Below are 16,595 nucleotides of genomic sequence, written 5' to 3' on the forward strand. Positions count from 1 at the left end.
GACCGTTCGGGCACCATCTGCCTGCACCACCTGCACAGCCGACCCACAGGACGCACGGCCCACCGCAGGAAAGGTCCCCATGAAGCCGCTCAAGACCCGCTCGCTGCTGACCGCGCTCGCCCTCGTCGTCGCCCCCGGCATCGCCGTCCTCGGCACCGCCACCGACGCCTTCGCCGTCACCAAGATCAGCCACGCGACCGCCACCCAGATGTTCCGCGACGTCGGCATCACCTGGTCGTCCTCGGGCAACTGCTCCGACCGCTACAACTCCACCTGTACGTCCTTCGAGCAGCTCAACCTCGCCACCGCCCAGGGCGCCCAGACCCTCAAGCGGGCCAGCGGCTGCGCGCTCAACATCACCGGTGGCACGGAGACCGGCCACGCCTCCGGCACCTACTCCCACTGGAACGGCTACAAGCTCGACTACTCCAAGAGCACGTGCGTGACGTCGTACATCAAGAACAACTTCAGCTACATCGGCCTGCGCGGCGACGGCGCCCCGCAGTACAAGTCCGGCTCCGGCAACATCTATGCCGACGAGGGCAACCACTGGGACGTCCTCTACTACAACTGCGGCGGCTGCTGAGCCGGGAGCCGAGGAGAGAGGGCGGTGACCGGGCCCATGCGCATGACCCGACGCGCGCTGCTGCTGGCCGCCGCCCTCGCCGCCGCCCCGGTGCCGGGCGCCCGGGCGGCCGACGACCCGTACGACGTGCTGCGCCGCCGCTGGCTCGGCATCGCCCTGGGGGCGGGGTACGACCCGGCCGCCGAGCCGTATGCCTCCCGGCTCGCCCGACTGGGGGAGGGGGCGCGGGAGTTCCAGGCCGGGATGGTCCCCGCTCCCGGCTCGCTCTGGCCGGGGCATCCCTTCGACCCGCCCTCCGGGATCACCTTCAGCTACGGCCGCCTGTGGACCATGACCCAGGCGTACGTCCAGGCCGGCACCGGTGCCACCGGCGACCCCGGCCTCCTCGCCGACGTGCTGCGCGGGCTCGACCACCTCTCCGCCACCGTCTACAGCCCCGCCACCACCCGCTACGGCAACTGGTGGGAGTGGCAGATCGGCAGCCCCCGGCTGCTCATGGACATCACGGCCGCCCTGTACGAGCAACTCGGCCCCGCCCGGATCGCGGCGGCCTGCGCGGCCGTGGACCACTTCGTCCCGGACGCCATGCTCACCGACTACTCCGGCACCTCCACCGGAGCCAACCGCGTCGACCTGTGCCGCTCGGTCGCCCTGCGCGGCATCCTGGGCCGGAGTCCGGAGAAGATCTCCCTGGCCCGCGACGCCCTCTCGCCCGTCTTCCCGTACGTCACGAAGGGCGACGGCCTCTATGCCGACGGCTCCTTCGTCCAGCACACCTGGGTCGCCTACTCCGGCACGTACGGCCAGGTCCTGCTCGACGGCCTGGGGCGGCTGCTCGCGCTGCTCGCCGGGTCCGAGTGGGAGGTCGTCGATCCCGCCCGGCAGCGCGTCCTGGACAGCGTCGAGCACGCCTACGCGCCCCTGATCCACGACGGGCTGGTGATGGACTGCGTCAACGGTCGCGCCATCAGCCGGGGTTACCTGCGGTCCGACGACCAGCACGTCCTGCGCAGCGACCACTACCACGGGCAGGCCCTGATCGCCGCCATCGCCCTCCTCGCGGGCGGCGCGAGCCCGGCCGAGCGGGAGCGGTGGCACGGCCGGATCAAGGGCTGGGTCGAACGGGACGCCGCAGTACCGATGCTGACGTCGCCTCAGTTCGGCGTCGCCGATCTGGCGCGGCTGCACGCCGTCGTCGCCTCGCCCGGACCCGCCGCCCCGGAACCCCTCGGCCACCGCCTCTTCCCGGCCATGGACCGCGCCGTCCACCGCACGCCCCGCTTCACCGCCGCCCTGGCCATGGCGAGCGACCGCATCGCCCACTACGAGTGCGGCAACGGCGAGAACCCGCGCGGCTGGCACACCGGGTCCGGGATGCTCTCCTGGTGGCCCCGGGGCCGGAGCGACCAGTACACCGACTGGTACTGGCCCACCGTCGACTGGTACCGGCTGCCCGGCACCACCGTGTCCACCCGGCGACTCCCCGACCGGGCCGGCGGCGAGTGGGGCGCCCCCAAGCCGGACGTCCGCTGGGTCGGCGGGACCACCGACGGCACGTACGCGGCGGTCGGCCAGCACCTCAAGGGGCTTGGCTCCACCCTTGAGGCCCACAAGTCGTGGTTCTTCCTCGACGACGCCGTGGTCTGTCTCGGCGCCGGGATCTCCTGTGCCGACGGCGTCCCGGTGGAGACGGTCGTGGACAGCCGCAACCTGGGCGAGAACGGCACCCAGAGCCTCGTACGCGGGCGGAACTGGGCCCACCTGGAGGACCACGGCGGCTGGGTCCTGCCGTACGGCGGCGAGCTGCGCACCCTCCGCGAGGACCGCACCGGCGCCTGGTCCGACATCAACACCACCAGCACGGACGAGCGGCGCACCCGGCGATGGCAGACCCTCTGGCTCGACCACGGCACCGACCCCGAGGCCGCCCGCTACGCCTACGTCCTGCTGCCCGGGGCCTCCCGCGCCGAGACCGCCGCCCGGGCCGCCGACCGGCACTGGCTGTCCGTCCTCGCCAACGACGCCGGCCACCAGGCCGTCGCCGTCCCCCGGTTGGGCCTGGTGGCGTGGAACTTCTGGCGGGCCGGTACGGTGGGGGACCTGACCGTCTCGGCCGGCGCGAGCGTGCTCGTCGTGCGCCGGGGCCGGACGGCCACCCTCTGCGTGAGCGAGCCGCCCCGCACCGGAGCCCCGCTGGAGCTGGTCTGGAACCGTCCGGTGCGCGCGGTGACCCGGGCCGACGACAGCGTCGAGGTCCTTTCGGCTGACCGCCGTCTGAGGCTCCGTGTCACTCCGGGGATGGCATGTGCCACCCACGAATGTGAGCTGAGTCTCGGCTGACGGCTTTGTGGCCTCCCTACAAGGAGTCGCCCTCCTGAGCAGTCGGAACGCCTGCATGCCGCCATGGTTCTGTTCACTGGTACCAGGAAAACGGGCCGGAGACTGTACGGAGTCGACGGCTCGCTTTTCTTCGGGTCCTTCGTAAGGTCGCTACATGACCGTTTTGGAAGAGACGACGGGTGAGCCGACCGGTGAGCCGACGGACGCGCGCGGACGGGTCGCCGAACTGCACGAGATTCGTGCCCAGGCTCTGGCGGGCCCGAGCGAGAAGGCGACCGAGGCGCAGCACGCCAAGGGCAAGCTGACGGCGCGGGAGCGGATCGAGCTGCTCCTCGACCCCGGGTCCTTCCAGGAGGTCGAGCAGCTGCGCCGGCACCGGGCGACCGGCTTCGGCCTGGAGTCGAAGAAGCCGTACACCGACGGTGTCATCACCGGCTGGGGCACGGTGGAGGGCCGTACGGTCTTCGTCTACGCCCACGACTTCCGGATCTTCGGCGGCGCCCTCGGCGAGGCCCACGCCACCAAGATCCACAAGATCATGGACATGGCCATCGCGGCCGGCGCTCCACTGGTCTCCCTGAACGACGGCGCCGGCGCCCGCATCCAGGAGGGTGTCTCGGCCCTCGCCGGCTACGGCGGCATCTTCCAGCGCAACACCAAGGCGAGCGGTGTCATCCCGCAGATCTCCGTGATGCTCGGCCCGTGCGCGGGCGGCGCCGCCTACTCCCCGGCGCTGACGGACTTCGTCTTCATGGTCCGCGACACGTCCCAGATGTTCATCACGGGCCCGGACGTGGTCAAGGCCGTGACGGGCGAGGAGATCACCCAGAACGGCCTGGGCGGCGCGGACGTCCACGCCGAGACGAGCGGTGTCTGCCACTTCGCCTACGACGACGAGGAGACGTGCATCGCCGAGGTGCGCTACCTCCTGTCCCTCCTCCCGCAGAACAACCGCGAGAACCCCCCGCGGGTCGACTCCACGGACCCGGCGGACCGCCGCGGCGACGTGCTGCTGGACCTGGTCCCGGCCGACGGCAACCGGCCGTACGACATGGCCAAGGTCATCGAGGAGATCGTCGACGACGGCGAGTACCTGGAGGTCCACGAGCGCTGGGCGCGCAACATCATCTGCGCCCTCGCCCGCCTGGACGGCCAGGTGGTCGGCATCATCGCGAACCAGCCGCAGGTCCTGGCGGGCGTGCTGGACATCGAGGCGAGCGAAAAAGCTGCGCGCTTTGTCCAGATGTGTGACGCTTTCAATATCCCGATCGTCACGTTCCTGGACGTCCCCGGGTTCCTCCCCGGCGTCGACCAGGAACACGGCGGAATCATCCGCCACGGCGCGAAGCTGCTCTACGCCTACTGCAACGCGACCGTGCCGAGGATCTCGCTCATCCTGCGCAAGGCGTACGGAGGTGCTTACATCGTCATGGACTCCCAGTCGATCGGCGCCGACCTCACCTACGCGTGGCCGACGAACGAGATCGCCGTGATGGGCGCGGAGGGCGCGGCCAACGTCATCTTCCGCCGGCAGATCGCCGAGGCCGAGGACCCCGAGGCCATGCGGGCGCGGATGGTCAAGGAGTACAAGTCCGAGCTGATGCACCCCTACTACGCGGCCGAGCGGGGCCTGGTCGACGACGTCATCGACCCCGCCGAGACCCGCGAGGTGCTGATCAAGTCCCTGGCGATGCTGCACACCAAGCACGCCGACCTGCCCTCCCGCAAGCACGGCAACCCGCCGCAGTAACCCAGCGGACCCGCCGCGGCAACCCCGCGGACCCGCCGCGGCAACCCCGCGGTCCTCTCTCTCACGGAGACTGACACCCATGAGCACTCCTGACATCCGCGTCGAGAAGGGCCACGCAGAGCCCGAGGAGGTCGCCGCCATCACAGCGATCCTCCTGGCCCGCGCCGCCGCCCGCCCCGAGCCTTCGGCGACCCACCGAATCCGCGCCAAGGCAGGCTGGCGCCGCCTGGAGCGAGAGCCCGGCTTCCGGGCCCCGCACAGCTGGCACTGAGCCTTTCGAACGCGACCGCAGCCCCGCCCTCCCACAGGGAGCGGCGGGGTTGCGGTGTGTTCGGCCTTTCAAGTGGCCCATGTCGGGCCGCAGTACAGCCCACGGGGTACGACAAAGGGGCCCTCTCCGTCCGGAGAGGGCCCCTCGTGGAGCAGTGCTAGCGCAGGCGCGCCATCAGGGCGTGTTCCACCAGCGTGATCAGCGCGCTCTTGGCGTCCGCGCGGTGGCGGGCGTCCGTCGTGATGATCGGGGTGTCCGGGCCGATCTGGAGCGCTTCCCGCACCTCGTCGGGCGAGTACGGCTGCTGGCCGTCGAAGCCGTTGAGGGCGATGACGAAGGGCAGGCCGCTGTTCTCGAAGTAGTCGACGGCGGGGAAGCAGTCGGCGAGGCGGCGGGTGTCGACCAGGACGATCGCGCCGATGGCGCCGCGGACCAGGTCGTCCCACATGAACCAGAAGCGGTCCTGGCCCGGCGTACCGAACAGGTACAGGATCAGGTCCTGGTCCAGGGTGATGCGGCCGAAGTCCATGGCGACGGTCGTCGTCGTCTTGTCTCCGGTGTGGGTGAGGTCGTCGATGCCGGCCGAAGCGGACGTCATGACGGCCTCTGTGCGCAGCGGGTTGATCTCCGAGACGGCGCCGACGAACGTGGTCTTGCCCACGCCGAAGCCGCCCGCCACCACGATCTTCGCGGAGGTGGTGGAGCGGGAAGGACCGCCGCTAGAGCTTGCGAAGTCCACTGAGCACCCTTTCGAGCAGTGTCACGTCTGGCTGGCCACCGGCGTTCTCGTCGCCGCCGGGCTGATGGATGGCGACCAGGCCCGCCTCCGCCAAGTCGGCGACGAGGATCCTGGCCACGCCGAGAGGGATCGTGAGGAGGGCCGAGATCTCGGCCACTGACTTGATCTCCCGGCAGAGGTTGCAGATCCGCTGATGCTCGGGCAGCTGACCCTGCATCTGGTGCGGAGCGGCGGTGGTGTGCACCAGTGCCTCGATGGCGAGCTGGTAGCGGGGGCGGGTCCGGCCGCCGGTCATGGCGTACGGACGCACCAAGGGGTTGTTGGACGCCGAAGCCGGAGCCGGCTCGGGGCGGCGCTGCGGCTGGACCGGCTGGATGCGCGGCGCCGGAGGCTGGTCGTACGGCGACGGGCCCGGGCCCTGCGGGGCGTACGGCTGCCGGTGGCTGGGAGCGGAGGGGAAGTTGTACCGGTTCGCCGAACCGTCGGTCTGGCCCTGGGCAGGGCCGTACGACCAGTTGCCCGAAGACGAACCGCCTGGGGGTGTTGCCACTTTCTCCTCCTCCGACTGCGCCGGGCACCCATCCCTGGGGAGCCGCGTCCCGAAACCTTACGGCCCCGGGACGCGAATACGCACCGTCCGATTATTAGTTGAGAAGGCTTCCCTGGAGTTCCGCGCGGAGATCCGGGGTGAGGACCGTGCCCGCGCGGTCCACCAGAAGGGCCATCTCGTACCCGATGAGGCCGATGTCCGCCTCCGGGTGGGCCAGGACCGCGAGCGAGGAACCGTCGGAGATGGACATGATGAAGAGGAATCCCCGCTCCATCTCCACAACCGTCTGATTCACGCTGCCTCCCTCGAAGATCCGGGAGGCGCCTGCCGTCAGAGACGTCAGACCGGAGGCGACGGCCGCGAGCTGGTCGGCGCGGTCGCGGGGAAAGCCTTCGGACATCGCCAGAAGGAGTCCGTCGGCGGAGACCACCACCGTGTGGGACACCCCCGGGGTGTTGTCCACGAAGTTGGTGATCAACCAGTTCAGGTTCTGTGCCGCCTGGCTCATCGGGCTCACACTAACGCTCCTGGTTGTAGGTGCTGTCAGGACCGAAGCCCTGGCCGTTCGTTTCACTGCCTGCGCTGCGTCCGCGCTGGACGCCCCGGCGCAGGTTGCTCAGCCTGCCCCGGACGTCCTCCGGGGCGCGGGAGACCTGTGGGCCTCCCTGGGGGGTGGTCTCGGCGGAACCCTCGACCAGATTGGCCTTGGGCACCCGCCGCGGCAGGCCCGAGGCGGTGACCCCGCCTGCCTTGGGCTTCCGGAGCTGCGCGGCCTGCTGCCACCGCTCGTCGTTCGCCGAACGCCAGCTGCTGTCGCCGCTCGCTCCGGGCGCGTTGCCCGGTGCGGGAGCCGGCGCTTCCTGCTGCGCACGCGCCGTGCCGTTCGCGGAGCCGGCGCCGTGGGAGCCGCTCGCGGGGGACCCGCGGCGGGGCAGCCCGGCGTCGGTCAGCGCGTGTGCGGCGGGAGATGCCGTTCCCGGACGGTCGAAGCCTACGCGGTTCCGCTCACTCGCGTCAGCGGCCTGCGAGGATTCCGTTTCCGGAGCGTACTGGGCCGGATAGCCGTTCTGGTAGCCGTCCTGCTGGGGCCAGTCGTCCTGGTAGGACGGCGTCTGGGCAGGCTCCGCATACGGGGACGCGGGCTCCGGGTAGCCGCCGTTCGCGGAGAAGCCGTCGTGCTGCGGCTGGTCGCCGTTCGGCGCGTAGTACTGCTCGTCGTACCGCTGCTCGTACTGCTGCTCGTACGAGGCGTGCTGCGGCTGCTCCTCGTACGCCGGTGCCTCGTACGTCTGCTGCGGCTGCTCGTCGTACGCCTGCCGCTGCTGCTCCTGGTACGCCTGGTGCTGCCCGGTGAACGGGTCCGTGTACCCAGTGGGGTCCTCGGCGGCGCCCTGCTGCTGCTCGGCGGGCTGCTGGCCGTCGTTCTGGGCATCCAGGGCGGCGCGGCGCTCCTCGCGCATCAGGGAGCGGCCCACGGGGTCCAGCTCACGGATGTCGTCGGGGACCTCCGGGTACTGGCTGTCGTCGAAGCCCAGTTCCGCGGCGGTGCGCAGAGGCTGCTGCTGGCCGAAGCTCTCACCCTGGAACTGCTGCTCCGGGATGATCTGCGAGACGGTGAACTCATCGCGGTCCAGCGGGGCTTCGCCGCCACCGCCGTGCGTGATCGCGTCCGGCAGCATGACCAGGGACGTCGTGCCGGCCTGCTCGCCCGAGGGGCGCAGCTGTACCCGGATGCCGTGCCGGTCGGACAGCCGGCCGACCACGAACAGGCCCATGCGCTGCGAGATCGCGGCGTCCACGGTCGGCGGGTTGGCCAGCTTGTGGTTGATGTCCGCGAAGTCCTCGGCGGTCAGGCCGATGCCCTTGTCGTGGATCTCGATCATCACGCGGCCGTCGGGGAGACGGGTCGCCGTGACGCGGACCTTGGTCTGCGGGGAGGAGAACGTGGTGGCGTTCTCCAGCAGCTCGGCCAACAGGTGCACGAGGTCGGTGACCGCGCGGCCGTGGATCTCGGCCTCCGGCACGCCGGACAGCTCGATGCGCTCGTACTGCTCCACCTCCGAGGAGGCGGCGCGCAGCACGTCGATGAGCGGCACGGGCTGGTCCCAGCGGCGGCCGGGCTCCTCGCCGGCGAGGACCAGGAGGTTCTCGCCGTTGCGGCGCATACGGGTGGCCAGGTGGTCCAGCTTGAAGAGGTTCTCCAGCTGGTCCGGGTCGGCCTCGTTGTTCTCCAGGTCGGTGATCAGGGTCAGCTGGCCCTCGATCAGCGACTGGTTGCGGCGCGAGAGGTTGGTGAAGATCGCGTTGATGTTGCCCCGCAGCAGGGCCTGCTCGGAGGCGAGCCGGACCGCCTCGCGGTGGACCTGGTCGAAGGCGCGGGCGACCTCGCCGATCTCGTCCTTGGTGGTGATCGGGATCGGCGCGACCCGGGTGTCGACCCGGCCGGGGTCGGTGCGGGACAGCTGGTCGACCAGCATCGGCAGCCGCTGCTCGGCGATGCCGAAGGCGGCGTTGCGCAGCCGGCGCATCGAGCGGCTCATCTGGCGGGCCACCAGGCCGGCCAGGAGGAACGCGGCCAGCAGGGCGACGACGACCACGGCACCGGTGATGAACGCCGAGGTCTTGGCGTCGTCGGCGATGGCCGAGGCCTCGTTCACCGCCTTGTCGGCCATGTCCGACTCGATCTGGCGGTAAGCCTTGTACTTCAGCGTGTTGAGCGCCCACCAGTTGTCGGCGGTGATGCCGTTCGCGGCCAGCTCGTCACGGGTGACGGTGCTGGTGTCCTTCATGGTGGCGACCGCGGTGACGATCCGGGTCGGGTCGGAGGGCGGGGCGACGTACTTCGGGTTGCTCGCCTTGGCCTTCTGGACCATGGCGGCGGCGTCCGTCTTGATCTTCTCTTCGGCGTCGCTCAGCTTCTGCGCGTCGGCCTCGGTGCCACCGCCGAGGTACTCCTCCCGGGCGATGCGCTCCAGGTAGGCGTACGAGGACAGGGAGACCCGCTGGGTCGCGAGGTTCGGGGCGTCCGGGCCGGGCTTGACGAGCAGGTGGGTGCCGATCGACCGCTCCAGCGACAGCGCCGCCTTGGTCAGCGACATGGCGTAGACGGTACGGCCGTAGGAGGTGATGTTTCCGGTGCCCAGACCGAGCTCGTTGGCGAACTCCATCAGGGGGTGGCTGACCTCGACGTAGCCCTCTTCGGTCTGCACGCCGGTCACCTTGGGCGTGAACGCGACCTGCCGCAGCTGCGCCAGCTTGGGCTCCACCTCGCGGAACAGCTTCAGCCGGCGCTCCAGGCCCGAGGTGGCGGGCATGCTCTTCGTCGCCTCGTCGAAGGCGTCGGCGGCCTGGTCCGTGGCCTTGCGGGCGTTGTCGACGAGCGCCTTGCTGTCCGCGTCCTTCTTGTTCAGCAGGAGGGGAGCGGCGGTGACGTCACGCTCGCTCTCCAGCGCGTCGGCGTAGGTGAGGGCGGCGCGCACCAGGTGGGCGGTGTTCTCGGCGTCGCGGGCCTGCTGCCAGGTGTCGATCGAGCTCTTCACCTGGAAGCCGCCCATGACGAGGCCGACGGCCACGGGTATGAGCAGGATCGCGTTCAGCCGGGTCGGCACCCGCCAGTTCCGCGGGGAGAGACGGCCGCCGCTGGGCGCGGGAGTGGCCGCCGGTTCCGCGCTGGGAACGGGGGTGGGCGCCGCAGCGCGCGGCGGCGGGGTGAAGTTGCCCCGCGCCGACGGCTCGGGACCGTTCTTGCTTCGCCTCACTCGACCAACAACCTCTCGGCGGTCGGCACCTACGTCGTGCCGCAGTCTCTCAGAGCCCGGTCGGCCATCGACCACCAGTACGTACTCGGTACGCACTCAGTACGTCTTTGACCATTGGGCAGTTCAGGCATTCCAGCACGTGGACCAGCGCACTTCCAAACAGTGGAAACCCGGTGAGGGAGCGGTTGTAAGCGGCAGATAAAACGGTCATAAAGAGCGAGCCCCGCCAAAAGGCGGGGGGTTTGTGAGCACAGCGGCACCACACGACCGCGTCGCGTGGTGATGCCGGGCGATTCCTCTGCCGAACTGTTATGAACACCGGAGCCGACCGTGTCAAAGGCCACAGCCGGCTCCGAACCCTGTACGACAACTGCCGTACGACCCGTCGTACTTGAGTGCTACTTCAGCCGTGCCATCAGGGCGTGTTCCACCAGCGTGATCAGCGCGCTCTTGGCGTCCGCGCGGTGGCGGGCGTCCGTCGTGATGATCGGGGTGTCCGGCCCGATCTGGAGCGCTTCCCGCACCTCGTCGGGCGAGTACGGCTGCTGGCCGTCGAAGCCGTTGAGGGCGATGACGAAGGGCAGGCCGCTGTTCTCGAAGTAGTCGACCGCGGGGAAGCAGTCGGCGAGGCGCCGGGTGTCGACCAGGACGACGGCGCCGATGGCGCCGCGGACCAGGTCGTCCCACATGAACCAGAAGCGGTCCTGGCCCGGCGTACCGAACAGGTACAGGATCAGGTCCTGGTCCAGGGTGATGCGGCCGAAGTCCATGGCCACCGTGGTGGTGGTCTTGTCCCCGGTGTGGGTGAGGTCGTCGATGCCGGCCGAAGCGGACGTCATGACGGCCTCGGTACGCAGCGGGTTGATCTCCGAGACGGCGCCGACGAACGTGGTCTTGCCCACGCCGAAGCCGCCCGCCACCACGATCTTCGCGGAGGTGGTGGCCCGGCCCCCGTCAGAGCTTGCGAAGTCCACTGAGCACCCTTTCGAGCAGCGTCACGTCCGGAGCGCCGCCGTTGTTCTCGTCCCCACCCGGCTGGTGGATGGCGACCAGGCCGGCCTCGGCGAGGTCGGCCACCAGGATCCGGGCCACACCGAGCGGCATGGCCAGCAGCGCGGAGACCTCCGCGACCGACTTGACCTCGCGGCACAGATGGCAGATGCGCTGGTGCTCCGGGAGCAGCCCCATGAGCGCTGCCGGGTCGGCCGTGGTGCTGATCAGCGCCTCGATGGCGAGCTGGTAGCGAGGCCTGGTCCGGCCGCCGGTCATGGCGTACGGCCTCACCAGCGGCTGGTCGCCCTCGTCCCCGTACGGCTCCGCGTACGGATCATGATGGGCGGTGGGCGGGGTCATGAATCCTCCGGGCGGGACAGCAAGTCGGTCAGTCAAGCCGTCTGACGGGGCCGGTGGGGGGATTGTGGCGGCCGGACGGTGTTTTTGTGAGGCGGGTGGTGCCGGGGGCGGTCAGTGAAGCAGACTTCCCTGGAGTTCGGCGCGCAGGTCCGGGGTGAGTACCGCCCCTGCGCGGTCGACGAGCAGTGCCATCTCGTAGCCGACGAGACCGATGTCCGCCTCGGGATGGGCCAGGACCGCGAGGGACGACCCGTCCGAGATGGACATCAGGAAAAGGAACCCGCGCTCCATCTCGACGACCGTCTGCGCCACGGTGCCGCCCTCGAAGATCCGGGACGCCCCGGCCGTCAGCGAGGTCAGACCGGACGCGACGGCCGCCAGCTGGTCGGCGCGGTCCCGTGGGAAGCCTTCGGACATCGCCAGCAGAAGGCCGTCGGCGGAGACCACCACGGTGTGGGACACCCCAGGGGTGTTGTCCACAAAGTTGGTGATCAACCAGTTCAGGTTCTGTGCCGCCTGGCTCATCGGACTCAACTAACGCTCCTGCTGGTGAGTGGGGCTCGGGAAGCTGCCGGTCTGGCCGCTGCCGGCCTGACGGCCCTGAGCGATGCCCCGACGAAGATTGGTCAGCCGTCCGCGCACGTCGTCAGGCGCACGCGAGACCTGCGGACCGCTTTGGTGCTGTTGCTGCTGAGCCGTGCCCGGTACGAGGTTCGCCCGGGGCACGCGGCGCGGCAGGCCGGAGGTGGTGACCCCGCCGGCCGCGGGCTGCCGGACGCGCTCGGCCTGCCGGACGAGTTCGTCGTTCGGCGAGGTGCGCCAGGAGCCGTTGCCGTTGCTGTTGCCGTTGTTGTTGGCGGCGGGTGCGGAACGCTGCGGAGCGGGCGCCTGCGGCTGCCGCTGCGCGGGCGCGTTCTCCTGCTGCTGACCGTGGAACCAGTTGGTCTCCAGCGTGTCGTACAGCGGGGTACGGCCGTCGCCCGGGCTGCTGGCCGGCGGCAGGGCCCACCCGTCACCCGGGCCCTGCGCGGCGCCCCGGTTGTCGGGCTCCTGCCGGACCGGACGCTGCTGCGGGGCGCCGAAGTCGGCACGGGTCGGCTGCGGGCGCTCGAACTGACCGGGGTGACCGGGGTTCTGGCGGCCGGGCAGGGCGTGCTGCCCGGTGGAGCTGCCGTCGTAGCCGCCGTCGTACGCCTGCGGGGCCTGCGGGGCCGGGAACTGGCCCGTGTGGTGGGCGCCGTTGTCCCGCTGCCCGGGCGCCGACGTGCCGAACACGTCGGAGCGGACGAACGAGCCGGTGCCCTGCTGGTCGCCGGTGCCGTCGAAGCGGCCCTGCTGCCGGCCGTCGTCGGGGAGCGCGTACTGGCCCGTGTTCTGCGGGTTCTCGGGACGCGCGAACTGGCCGGTCTGCTGGAGGTGGTCGGGGCGCGCGAACTGACCCGTCTGCTGGGCGTTGTCCGGGCGCGGGTACTGGCCGCTCTGCTGAGCGTGGTCCGGGCGGGCGAACTGGCCCGTGTGGGAGCCGCCCACGCCGTTCAGGTCGGCGCGCGGGAACTCGCCCGTCGCGGCCGGTCCCTGGGCGTCGATCCGGGGCATCTCCGCGGTCGAGCCCGGGCCCTGCCGGTCGTCCACGCGCGGCATGTGCGCGGTCTGCGCCGGGTCCTGCTCGTCGTGGCCGCGCGGGGTGTCCAGCGAGGCACGCGACAGCGGGGCCTGGGCGTCGCTCCAGTCCGGCGTGCGGGACTGCGGGTCACCGCCGGGCAGTTCGGCCCGCGGGCCGCCGCGCGGCGGCAGCTGCGGCTGACGGCCCTGGTCGGAGGGGCCACCGGACCGCTTCCGGCCACGACCGCCGAAGGCGTCCTGCTGCGGCCCGCCCGGGTTCGCGGCCTGCAAGCCCTGGGGGGCGCCCGGCGCCTGACCGCCGAAGCCGCCCGCACCGGCACCGGCCGGCGCCGGCCGGCCGCCCTGGGGACCGCGCGCACCGCCCGGCGCACCGGGACGGCCGCCCTGGCCCGCGCCGGGAAGCGCGGCCCGGGGACCCTGGGCGGAGCCGACCTGGCCACGCGGGCCCGGACCGGCACCGAGCAGACCGCCACCACCGGGGGCGCCGCCGTTGCCGGCGTTCTGCCGCCGGGCCGCGGCCGCACCGGCGGCGGCCTGCGCGGCGGCGGGACCACCGGTCGACATGGGGGCGCCGGGCTTGCCCGGAGCGGGCTTCTTGCCGCCCTGGGCGACGTCCACCGGCAGCATGACCAGCGCGGTCGTACCACCGGAGTCGGACGGGCGCAGCTGGATGCGGATGCCGTGGCGCTGGGACAGCCGGCCGACCACGAACAGACCCATGCGGCGGGAGACGGAGACGTCCACGGTGGGCGGCGAGGCGAGCCGCTCGTTGATCGCCGCGAGGTCCTCGGGGGAGAGGCCGATACCCGTGTCGTGGATCTCGATCAGGACGCGGCCGTCGGGCAGCGCGTGACCGGTGACCTTGACCTTGGTCTGCGGCGAGGAGAACGAGGTGGCGTTCTCCAGCAGCTCGGCGAGCAGGTGCACGAGGTCGTTGACGACCCGGCCGGCCACCTCGGTGGTGGGTACGGCGGCCAGCTCGATGCGCTCGTACTGCTCCACCTCGGACGCGGCGGCGCGGAGCACGTCGACCAGCGGGACCGGGCGGGTCCAGCGGCGGCCCGGCTCCTCACCCGCGAGGACGAGGAGGTTCTCACCGTTACGGCGCATACGCGTCGCGAGGTGGTCGAGCTTGAACAGCGAGGACAGCTGGTCCGGGTCGGCCTCGCGGGACTCCAGTTCGGAGATGAGGGACAGCTGGCGCTGGATCAGACCCTGGGAGCGGCGCGAGAGGTTGGTGAACATCGCGTTGACGTTGCCCCGCAGCAGGGCCTGCTCGGCGGCGAGGCGGACCGCCTCGCGGTGCACGTCGTCGAAGGCCGCGGCCACCTGGCCGATCTCGTCCCGGGAGTGCACACCGACCGACTCCACGGAGGTGTCGACGTCCTGCGGGTCCGACTCCGACAGCTGCTTGACCAGCTCGGGCAGGCGGTCCTGGGCGACCTTGGTCGCGGTCTCCTGGAGCCGGCGCAGCGAGCGGATCATGGACCGGGCGACGACGAACGCGCCGACCAGCGAGACACCGAGCACGAGCAGGATCAGCGCACCGGAGATGATCGCGTCACGCTGGGTGGCGCTCTTCAGCTCGCGCGCCTTCTGCTCCATCTCCTCCAGGAGCGTGCGCTCGATCTTCTTCATCTGCTCGATCTTGGTCGAGCTGTCGTCCACCCAGTCCTTGTAGGACCGCGCCGGCAGTTGCTGGAGGCCGTCAGGGGACTCGAAGGAGCGCTTGGCGTAGGTGTCGGCGGACTCGATCGTCGGGTTGCCCTCGTCGATCGGCTTGAGCAGTTCCTCGGCGTTCTGGCTGGCGTAGATCTTCCGGAAGATCGCCAGCTCGGAACCCTCGCTCTCGTACGCCGACTGGCCGTAGAGGCGGTCGTTCTCGGAGAGGTCGCCCTTGGTGCTGGTGGTCGCGGGCAGCGCGGCGGCGATCATCGCGCGCTGCACGGACGCGTACTCCTTGGCGGTGGAGAAGGCCGCCAGGGCGCGGGTGCGCGAGATCATCTCCGGGTTGCTGGACGCCTCGGCCATGTCCTGGGAGAGGCTGATCAGCTGGGTGATGAGCCGGTGGTAGGACTCGACCGTCTGGGTCGCGTTGTCCTTGGAGGTGTACGCCGACTTGCGGATCTTGGCGAGGTCGTCCAGCTGGTTGGCGAGGCCGACCAGCGCGTCCCGGACGCCCTGGAGGTTGCCGTCCTTGCTGGCCGCGTCGATCTCCTCGGAGGCGTCGAGGAAGTTCTCGCGGGCCCGGTCGGTCTTCTGCTGGTAGGCCTTGATCTGGTAGTCGTTCGCCTTCAGACCGCCGTGCGCCAGGGGACCGGCGGACTGGTCGCGCTCCTCCTGGAGCGCGTGGGCCAGCTCGGTGGCCTGCTTGGTCATCTCCGTCAGCAGCTTCATGTTGTCGAGCTGCTGGATGTCCTCGATGGACTGGTCGATACGCAGCGCGCCCAGCGAGGTGGCCGCGACCACCGGCAGCGCGAGCAGCGACACCAGGCGGGTGGAGATGCGCCAGTTGCGCAGCGCGAGCCGCGAACTGGTGCCGGTCGGGGCCTGCTGGGGCTTCACCGCGGGCGCGGGGCTGCCCGAGGGTGTCGCGGTCGTGGAGGCCGACGCGCCCGGACGCCCGCCGCGCTCACCGCCGTCCGCGGCCGGGCCCGGGTTCTGGGCGTGCTGGGGCGAGGAACCGCGGTCGGTCCCGCCGTGCGGCTCCGGCTCCGCCGAAGCACTGCCATCCCTCTTGAAACGTCCCTGCACTAGCGTCGCAACCTCTGGACCAGGCGCCCCTCCGCGCGAACGGAGGGACACGGTGTCGGCGTTGTGGAGAGCGCCCTGAATACGCCCCCCGGTGGTCTTGAGTGACCGGCGCTGGTTCCCCCCTGTCTCGCCGCCGCTCGGCGCTGTGCGCGCCCCCTGCGCCGGTTCGATCCTGCGGCGGTCCGTGGAATTCCAGCACAGTGCAGGATCTCCAACAAGGGCAGTGGGCCGAGCTGTGACCTCCGTGACGGCCAGTGAGTGCCGGGTTACCAGCCGTGGAACTAGATTCTGGGCATACCGGACGTACTCCTGCGAGTCGCCGGTCGGCGCCCTCTGTCCCAGTCGCCATGATCAGGAGCGGAATGGTGGCTTCAGTGGGTCAATGTCCGTTTCGCTGGGGCGGATTGTCGGCCGGAATTGACCGGTTTGCCCGTGAGTTCGTGAGCAAACTCACACGCGACTCGTAGGGAGTTGGCGTCTTCGCCGGGGAATCGGATGTTTAGCCTGACGCTTTACAAGACGGACGACTCTGCCAACCACTCGACCAGAGGGCACAGGACGACAACGGTGAAGACGACGATGATGTTCCGCAAGATAGCCAACCCGCGACGCACGACCCTGGCGCACCTCAAGGACGCCGGCGAACTGCGGACGCCCGAGCTGCCGGAGCACTCCGTCGACCTCCCCGCCCAGACCGCCAACCCCCGGCGCACCGTCCTGGTGGAGGTCCCGGTCGGCGCGGGCGCCCCGGCCGGCGAGTGACCGACGGCTTCGCCGGGGGGGGGGGGGGGGGGGGGGGGGGGGGGGGGGGGGGGGGGGGGGGGGGGGGGGGGGGGGGGGGGGGGGGGGGGGGGGGGGGGGGGGGGGGGGG

The 16,595-nt window shown here is 71.0% G+C and carries 13 protein-coding genes; 5 read left to right on the forward strand and 8 right to left on the reverse strand.

The genetic code is table 11. The annotated features are described in order from the left end of the window. Positions 1-79: 79 nt before the first annotated feature. The 4 genes from ACZ4WH_RS38925 to ACZ4WH_RS38940 all read left to right on the forward strand — a co-directional run bounded on the left by ACZ4WH_RS38925 (position 80) and on the right by ACZ4WH_RS38940 (position 4,947). Complete coding sequence (locus ACZ4WH_RS38925) at positions 80-586, forward strand: hypothetical protein (RefSeq protein ID WP_468189904.1); 507 nt, start codon at positions 80-82, stop codon at positions 584-586. Positions 587-622: 36 nt separating this feature from the next. After that, positions 623-2,926 carry a polysaccharide lyase 8 family protein gene (locus ACZ4WH_RS38930; RefSeq protein WP_468189918.1) on the forward strand — a complete coding sequence of 768 codons (2,304 nt, stop codon included), beginning with the start codon at positions 623-625 and terminating at the stop codon, positions 2,924-2,926. Between the two features lie 154 nt (positions 2,927-3,080). Continuing rightward, positions 3,081-4,676 (forward strand): acyl-CoA carboxylase subunit beta, encoded by a 1,596-nt coding sequence (locus ACZ4WH_RS38935; RefSeq protein WP_468189906.1) that lies wholly within the window; start codon positions 3,081-3,083, stop codon positions 4,674-4,676. Positions 4,677-4,755: 79 nt separating this feature from the next. After that, positions 4,756-4,947: an acyl-CoA carboxylase subunit epsilon gene (locus tag ACZ4WH_RS38940; protein WP_468189908.1), complete on the forward strand. Its 192-nt coding sequence runs from the start codon at positions 4,756-4,758 to the stop codon at positions 4,945-4,947. 157 nt (positions 4,948-5,104) lie between these two features. On the opposite strand, the gene ACZ4WH_RS38945 is transcribed toward ACZ4WH_RS38940, so the two are convergent. The 8 genes from ACZ4WH_RS38945 to ACZ4WH_RS38980 all read right to left on the reverse strand — a co-directional run bounded on the left by ACZ4WH_RS38945 (position 5,105) and on the right by ACZ4WH_RS38980 (position 15,724). Beyond that, a complete protein-coding gene (locus ACZ4WH_RS38945; RefSeq protein WP_093769009.1) occupies positions 5,105-5,686 on the reverse strand; it encodes a GTP-binding protein in 582 nt (193 codons plus the stop codon). Next, complete coding sequence (locus ACZ4WH_RS38950) at positions 5,667-6,236, reverse strand: DUF742 domain-containing protein (protein ID WP_468189910.1); 570 nt, start codon at positions 6,234-6,236, stop codon at positions 5,667-5,669. The genes ACZ4WH_RS38945 and ACZ4WH_RS38950 overlap by 20 nt, the downstream gene beginning before the upstream one ends. Before the next feature lie 94 nt (positions 6,237-6,330). Then, positions 6,331-6,744, reverse strand: coding sequence for a roadblock/LC7 domain-containing protein (locus ACZ4WH_RS38955; protein WP_004983065.1), 414 nt, complete (start codon positions 6,742-6,744; stop codon positions 6,331-6,333). A gap of 10 nt (positions 6,745-6,754) precedes the next feature. Next, on the reverse strand, positions 6,755-9,994 hold the full coding sequence (locus ACZ4WH_RS38960) for a nitrate- and nitrite sensing domain-containing protein (protein ID WP_468189912.1): 3,240 nt from the start codon (positions 9,992-9,994) through the stop codon (positions 6,755-6,757). A 398-nt stretch (positions 9,995-10,392) separates the two neighbouring features. Next, positions 10,393-10,968 carry a GTP-binding protein gene (locus tag ACZ4WH_RS38965; protein ID WP_365703049.1) on the reverse strand — a complete coding sequence of 192 codons (576 nt, stop codon included), beginning with the start codon at positions 10,966-10,968 and terminating at the stop codon, positions 10,393-10,395. Then, positions 10,949-11,347 (reverse strand): DUF742 domain-containing protein, encoded by a 399-nt coding sequence (locus ACZ4WH_RS38970; protein WP_009190816.1) that lies wholly within the window; start codon positions 11,345-11,347, stop codon positions 10,949-10,951. Before ACZ4WH_RS38970 ends, ACZ4WH_RS38965 begins: the two co-directional genes overlap by 20 nt. 111 nt (positions 11,348-11,458) lie before the next feature. After that, positions 11,459-11,872 carry a roadblock/LC7 domain-containing protein gene (locus tag ACZ4WH_RS38975; protein WP_014675212.1) on the reverse strand — a complete coding sequence of 138 codons (414 nt, stop codon included), beginning with the start codon at positions 11,870-11,872 and terminating at the stop codon, positions 11,459-11,461. A 9-nt stretch (positions 11,873-11,881) separates the two neighbouring features. Then, positions 11,882-15,724: a sensor histidine kinase gene (locus ACZ4WH_RS38980; RefSeq protein ID WP_468189914.1), complete on the reverse strand. Its 3,843-nt coding sequence runs from the start codon at positions 15,722-15,724 to the stop codon at positions 11,882-11,884. Between the two features lie 567 nt (positions 15,725-16,291). On the opposite strand from ACZ4WH_RS38980, the gene ACZ4WH_RS38985 reads away from it, so the two are divergent. Then, the gene (locus ACZ4WH_RS38985) at positions 16,292-16,486 is read left to right on the forward strand and encodes a hypothetical protein (protein ID WP_468189916.1); all 195 of its coding nucleotides are present in this window, start codon (positions 16,292-16,294) and stop codon (positions 16,484-16,486) included. Positions 16,487-16,595 lie beyond the last annotated feature (109 nt).

It is taken from the genome of Streptomyces sp. NPDC029138, from assembly GCF_055564375.1.

What these genes read in the sequence shown, in the direction of transcription:
- ACZ4WH_RS38925 (WP_468189904.1), top strand. Translation starts at nt 80, where the DNA reads ATGAAGCCGCTCAAGACCCGCTCGCTGCTGACCGCGCTCGCCCTCGTC.
- ACZ4WH_RS38930 (WP_468189918.1), top strand. Translation starts at nt 623, where the DNA reads ATGCGCATGACCCGACGCGCGCTGCTGCTGGCCGCCGCCCTCGCCGCC.
- ACZ4WH_RS38935 (WP_468189906.1), top strand. Translation starts at nt 3,081, where the DNA reads ATGACCGTTTTGGAAGAGACGACGGGTGAGCCGACCGGTGAGCCGACG.
- ACZ4WH_RS38940 (WP_468189908.1), top strand. Translation starts at nt 4,756, where the DNA reads ATGAGCACTCCTGACATCCGCGTCGAGAAGGGCCACGCAGAGCCCGAG.
- ACZ4WH_RS38955 (WP_004983065.1), bottom strand. Translation starts at nt 6,744, where the DNA reads ATGAGCCAGGCGGCACAGAACCTGAACTGGTTGATCACCAACTTCGTG.
- ACZ4WH_RS38970 (WP_009190816.1), bottom strand. Translation starts at nt 11,347, where the DNA reads ATGACCCCGCCCACCGCCCATCATGATCCGTACGCGGAGCCGTACGGG.
- ACZ4WH_RS38975 (WP_014675212.1), bottom strand. Translation starts at nt 11,872, where the DNA reads ATGAGCCAGGCGGCACAGAACCTGAACTGGTTGATCACCAACTTTGTG.